Genomic DNA, 5,988 nt, shown 5'->3' with positions numbered 1-5,988 from the left:
AAAACCCCGAATCATGGGGCTTTTTTTAAGTGTCCATGATTCGGGGTACAGTTCACATATATGATATGGGATTCTTTTTTTTATTTTATTTGTTTTGTTTATCTGATGTGTATATTTACAGCATGTAATCATTTTAACTAAATTTAGGTGATTCCTCTCTCTCTTCAATTTGTATGTAGGTGCATGGCACCAACAAATAGGTGGGAGATGAATTACTATTTTTTCATAATAAAACATACGTTTTATCGAACTATATAAACTAACGAGATAGCCTAATCCATGATTAGTTCTTGTACTTGTATAGAAATAAACACGCAAGATAGGTGAATTTAGGAAGCGATCACTTCTAAACAAGCTGGAAGTGGAGATAGTTTACGAAATTCATTTAGTCCTTATATGTGTTTTGTAAATAACGATCATATAAATCTTTTTCTAAAATACTTTGTTTATCTTGTAGTTCCTTAAATTGTTCAATGAATTCATTATCTTCTTTTGTGCTTCGACACAAAGTATAATAAGCATCATCGAGAATTTTAGATTCTTGATGAGCATCATAGTAGTCCATGTAGGTCTTAAATTCTGGTGGTAGATAAAGATAAGGGACGTTAGAAAAAGAACCTTTGATTCCTACTGAAGTAGAAAATAGGAGTAAGTCTTTATTTTGTATATATTCCATCTCTTGATCTTTAGAATATTGGTAAGAAAGGTTTGCTATAATCTTTGTATCATAATCAGTTTTCACCTCAATTATGTTTACAAAATCATTAATCCTTAAAGTACCACCTTTGAATGCAAACTTTTTGGCTTCTTTAACGTGTGAATTATTATAAGATAATTCTTTTACAGATTGGATTTCAAATGTAGTATGACCATGTGCTTTATCATTTTTATTAAGATATGTACTACAAATAAGAACAAAGTCGTTTTGAAATTTTATTGTTTCAGAATTATAGGGTAAGCATCTAATTTCTATTATTGAATACTCACACATACCGTTAACATTATTGGGAAAAGTCATTATTATTATAATTCTCCTTTATATTTATTTCAGGTGAAGAGTAGTTATTCTTCACTACCTTTATTTTAAATAAATTATAGATTAATAGTAACCCTCAATTCCAGAAATTTATGAGGACTTATAAAAAAGCAGTCTAACTCCTAATACTCCAGTTAAAGGGTTCTGGTGCAAAAATAAAACAAAAGAGAATAAAGCATATATATTCCTAACGAAATCGTATCTTATGTTGCAAGTACAAACGGGAACGTGACGGTATCTTATATGAATCAAAGGGAAATCCTTCATGGGAGGTACATTTACATGGTCCATAGCGGGCTGATAAAATGCCCCTTACTCAACCATATTACAATTACCTCCCAAACTTATACTTCTGTATGACTAAGTCTTTATCCTCATATCTAGGGTCTAACTTAACTTCACCTTTGTACTCAATGATTCGTACCTTGTCAGTCGGATATACCTTATCGTAAAGTTCCTGATTCACCCATATCTTTTTCATTGTGTTATTGTCAAACAACTCTAAAGTAGGGTGTTTCAGTATGATATACTCTTCTTCAATGTGTTTCCCAAGAACCATAACCTCTTTTACTTTGCCGTTTTTAACTAATTCATCGTTTTGATACCCCTCTATAACTGACAAGACCAAACAGAATAAGACGAAAATACCTACATACATCCAAGCCTTCTTCCTTCTCTTTTTCTTGTATGCTTCAAGTTTCATGATATACTCTTCAAGTTCATACTCTGTATACTCTTTCACAGATGAATCTAAGTAGTAGGTTTTTCCAAACTTTGTACTCTTAAATACAACATAGTCGTCTACATACTCTGGGTCTTTCTCTAAGTTTATGAATTTCTTTTCACTCATAACATACCCCTTTATTTGTTTCCTATTATAACTACCCCAACTAAGATGAAAACAATAACACTTACAACCACAAGAGTTGCCTTTTTACTTAACTTTCCCCTAGAACCTTCTAATACTGCCCATATAATAAGTGGGAAAAGAAGAATACCAAGGAGAATGTCAACAAACTTGTTACTCTGCTCCTCTTTCGGTTTCTCTTCTTTTCCTATGCGCTCTACCCTATTTGGTACTTTTTCTGCGTGTATTGGATTCTTCTTTTTCTTACGTCTATGATTCACTATTCATACCCCTTACTTTGAACCGTAACTTTCAAATAGCATAGTCTTTCCTTTGTACTCAACAACCTCAATGCGAGAACCAATGTCTAAACGTTTGTATATTTTCTTACTTACGCTACCTGTATGCGTTTCACCATCTACTTTGTACTTGATTTCATAAACCTTAAACCCTCTAGGTGTGTACTCTTTCATGTCTACGACTTCCGCTATACTTGACTTACCATGTTGTCTGACTTGTATCTCGTTGTACGTTCCTACCCCTATGAGTAGGAACGTACACACTAGAAACACTACAATACAAACAATTCTAAACCGTTTCTTTTTCAATATAATCCCCCTTACTTTACATCGTAACTATCATACATGATTGTCTTTCCTTTGTATTCTAGTACTTCTATTTTAGAGCCTTTGTCTAACTTCTTGTATAACTCTTTATCTATATTACCTAAGTAAGTCTTATCTTTTATATAATATTCACGACTTATTTTATTTCATTTATCAATCCATATATATAATCTATATTTTATTTGTTTATCGAGTCTTAATATATCTATGAAAAAAGCACTTGTTGCCATAAATGACAGTCAAGTGCTTTAAGTTCCTATATTTTTAAATAGCATAAATTTGTAAGTTTTCAAGTTATTGCGTGACACCTTTTATATGCCATGACAACTACTACATTAAAACTTACGAGTTTGTACGAGTTCTTTAGTTTAATATACACTCCATGTGTTTATATTCATCGGCCAGTAAAATGTCATCTCGCCTAAGCTCGTACTTCTTTTTCTATTCTAGAATTGCACACAGTACTCTATGATGGTACAACCATCATGAGCTTTTTACTCTTATATAATCAGCTAATGTAATCAATCCTTTATAAATATCACTATTCTGCTGAAGGATTATAATCAACCTCAATATTTTTTAATCCTTCTATTACCTTATTTATTCGTCTCGATAAGTCTTTTATTTCTTCTAATGTTAATTCATCTCCTGCTTCTTGTGGATTAAACATGCTTAATCTCTTTGTTATACCTTCAATGCGCCCAACAAAAACTTTCTCATGGCCGATTGCAATTTCTCCAATAGCAGTATCAACAATAACATCTTCTATCTTACCTAAGTTATCAAATTCATCCGCTAGTTTTGCTATAGCATACCTATATCCCCTGTCTTCATCTAACAACTCTTCATATGTCTCCTGAATCGCATCAAATAATTCATTATACTCCCAGTCTTTCATTAGTTTTCCCCTCCAAAAAAATTAAGTTTAATGAATAATTCTATTACCATTGTTGTGTATGACTTCTAATTCAATATTTTTATATTTAGCAGCAAACTCTGCTATGACTTTACTGCAACTGTCGCAAGTATCCAATTCTGTAAATAACTTTATTTTCCCAGTAGCTTGTGTATTCTCTCCAAGCCTAGAAGCAATATCATTTAGTATTTTATACTCCGTATCTGTATTCCTTAAATAACTCTCCCCCTCTTTACCAACTGCTTCTGTAGCTTTAAACATTGGATTTTCAGGTTGTAAAGAAATATCAGGCACCTTATGCTCAAGATTTCCTTTGAGTTCATTTATGCTACTTTGAGCATAAAATTCAGATTTGCTTATCCCACTGACATCCACTTCTGCAACAGCAAAATCACCAGATTTCTTATACCTACTTGTTAAATTCCCTCTTAGTTCTTTACTCTATCAATAGGTTCTAGCAAGGTTATCCAGCACGGGAATTTTGTCCGTGAGTGCGGGATTATTTAAGAAATCACTAAGATAAGGAGCCGTAGTTGTGATAGAGCCTACAATCCCATATTCGGTGAGTTTCTTCACCCCTTGCCAAGTCGCATCGAGATCGTCCAGTTTCCATTGTTCTGTTTCTACGCCATGTATCGAGTTATAGCCCCACTCAATAAGCTCTGCACCTAGGTAAACTAATTTTATTACACCTATCGCAGCCCCACTAATAGCGGAACCTGCCTTACCTATAAAACCTTCTAACACCAAGGCTTCATCAGAAAGTCTTTTCAGGGCAGGATAGTTCGTGCCTAACATCCCTAACCATCTTGTTCCTTTTTCTAATCCATCCCATTTCTTACCGAAACTAGCAGAAACGTCTTGAAGCCACGCCTCCGCTGGATGATGGTTCGCCCATTCCTCTCGCTTTTTCTTCATTTCTCTTTCAGCTTGCAGTTGCGCTTCTTTTTCCGCTTTCAAAGTAACTCTAAAATCAACTTTTATTGTATATTTTGGAGTTACTTTACGTTTACTTTTAAATCTTTATTTATGTATAGAAATTAGACTAAAATTTATATCATATTTTCTTTGATTCTTTTTAATACATTCATAAAATTGTTAAATCATAAAAAAACCTTGAAAGGCTTTTAGCCAATCAAGAAAAGGAGTAAATTAATCCTTTATATTATATTTCTCCTTTGTTTTTATTATGAGATTTCCTATGTCTTCAGCTTGTTCGGGATGATGTCCAATATAAAATTCGCATGTTTAGAGATTTTACTTGCCTTATTTGGATATCTTATCATCCTATTTACTAGGAAGCTGCGACAGACGCTCCTTATAATTTTTAGACACTAAAATATTTAGAAGGCCTATCATATTATTCGTCTCTTGTCTCGCCTCCTCATATGCTTGGGAAAAAGCTATTTTATTCTCTTTAGGGTTTTCTATGTTTGCTAACTTACTCCAACTTTTTTTCAGTTTATCATTCTTTTGAAATAGCCCTTGATCTACTCCGCCTTGGGCGACAGGAGCCATATAATCAAATTCTCCACCTTTTCGGAGGTATGTAAGTGCCTCTGTAATCTCAGCAGTATTTGAGAAATCTTCCTTTCTTACAGGAGCTTCTAGCACACGAAATGCAGAAACTGATGCATATGCTACTTTTACAAGTGCCCTTTCTAAATTTGTTATTTCATCCCATGATTTATATTGAAAAGAAGGATCTTGTTGTACTGTTATAAATGCATATCCTTCTTTCACCCAATCTGGCGATAAATTTTCAAGTGGTTCTTCTGTGCGAATATTAACAACCGAATCACCATAATTAGATATATCGGTAGTTCGATTATTTTCACTTGTAACACGGCGAATCGGATGATCCGTGTAAAGTATATAACCGCGTTTATCAATATGTTGCTGAAGTTCTTCTACTGTTGTTTGTATACCAATTTGTCCTTCTTCCTTCTTTTGTTCATCTTGCTTTTCTTTTTCTGTAGTGACTTCCTCTGTTTTATCTGATGTTATATGTTCCTTTTGAGGCTCTTCTTTCTTCTCTACTGGCTTTACTACTTCTTTTTCCTTACAAGCAGATAATGTAAATAATGAAGCTACTAGCAATATGCTTACTATTGTTTTTTTATAATTCATATATATACCCCCTTCTATTATTATACATAACTAACAAAAAAGAGGGTAATATTCTTTTAGAAATTGGATTTATCATTATAGGAGATTAGGAGATAATTTTGAACTAAAAAAATATTACTCCCCTTTAAATTCATCCCAAAGCATTGTCTCCTATCCACCCTGTTGATCTGAATAATCTTCCTGGTCCTAACCGAAATCATATAGTGAACCTATAGGAATAACTTTATCATCAATAAAATCATCTAAGCCAAAACACGAACTATCTAACACACCTATCACTTCCTTAATACAAGTGGTATGTTCAGATATTGTCTTAGACCCATTTGAACGAATCTTTTCAACATTGATTCGTAATTCTCCAAACTCCTCCTTGAACTACCCCCACTTTCACTTCGTTTAGAAGAGGGGGATTCCTAAGTAAAGAGTTCTATCG

The 5,988-nt window shown here is 33.3% G+C and carries 7 protein-coding genes and 2 pseudogenes; all 9 read right to left on the bottom strand.

Going from position 1 to position 5,988, the window contains the following annotated elements; translation table 11 throughout:
- Positions 1 to 385: 385 nt before the first annotated feature.
- Entirely contained in the window at positions 386 to 1,018 is a 633-nt protein-coding gene (locus tag CQ058_RS30750) for a hypothetical protein (RefSeq protein WP_002191603.1), read from the bottom strand.
- Between the two features lie 349 nt (positions 1,019 to 1,367).
- Entirely contained in the window at positions 1,368 to 1,886 is a 519-nt protein-coding gene (locus CQ058_RS30745) for a hypothetical protein (protein WP_002191604.1), read from the bottom strand.
- Between the two features lie 11 nt (positions 1,887 to 1,897).
- The gene (locus CQ058_RS30740) at positions 1,898 to 2,164 is read right to left on the bottom strand and encodes a hypothetical protein (RefSeq protein WP_002191605.1); all 267 of its coding nucleotides are present in this window, start codon (positions 2,162 to 2,164) and stop codon (positions 1,898 to 1,900) included.
- Between the two features lie 12 nt (positions 2,165 to 2,176).
- Positions 2,177 to 2,491, bottom strand: coding sequence for a hypothetical protein (locus CQ058_RS30735; RefSeq protein ID WP_002191606.1), 315 nt, complete (start codon positions 2,489 to 2,491; stop codon positions 2,177 to 2,179).
- 559 nt (positions 2,492 to 3,050) lie between these two features.
- Positions 3,051 to 3,407, bottom strand: coding sequence for an Imm3 family immunity protein (locus CQ058_RS30730; RefSeq protein WP_002191609.1), 357 nt, complete (start codon positions 3,405 to 3,407; stop codon positions 3,051 to 3,053).
- Between the two features lie 27 nt (positions 3,408 to 3,434).
- A pseudogene (locus tag CQ058_RS30725) lies at positions 3,435 to 3,863 on the bottom strand (deaminase domain-containing protein); the annotation flags it as partial.
- A gap of 6 nt (positions 3,864 to 3,869) precedes the next feature.
- Positions 3,870 to 4,385, bottom strand: a complete 516-nt coding sequence (locus tag CQ058_RS30720; protein WP_002191613.1) for a hypothetical protein — start codon at positions 4,383 to 4,385, stop codon at positions 3,870 to 3,872.
- Positions 4,386 to 4,712: 327 nt separating this feature from the next.
- Positions 4,713 to 5,555 (bottom strand): hypothetical protein, encoded by an 843-nt coding sequence (locus CQ058_RS30715; protein WP_002191614.1) that lies wholly within the window; start codon positions 5,553 to 5,555, stop codon positions 4,713 to 4,715.
- Between the two features lie 130 nt (positions 5,556 to 5,685).
- A pseudogene (locus CQ058_RS32620) lies at positions 5,686 to 5,930 on the bottom strand (SUKH-3 domain-containing protein); the annotation flags it as partial.
- Between the last annotated feature and the right edge of the window lie 58 nt (positions 5,931 to 5,988).

The organism is Bacillus sp. MYb56, from assembly GCF_002976445.1.
Taxonomy (GTDB): Bacteria; Bacillota; Bacilli; order Bacillales; family Bacillaceae_G; genus Bacillus_A; species Bacillus_A mycoides.
The sequence above is the reverse complement of the archived record's forward strand: the minus strand, read 5'-3'. Positions and strand labels throughout refer to the sequence as shown.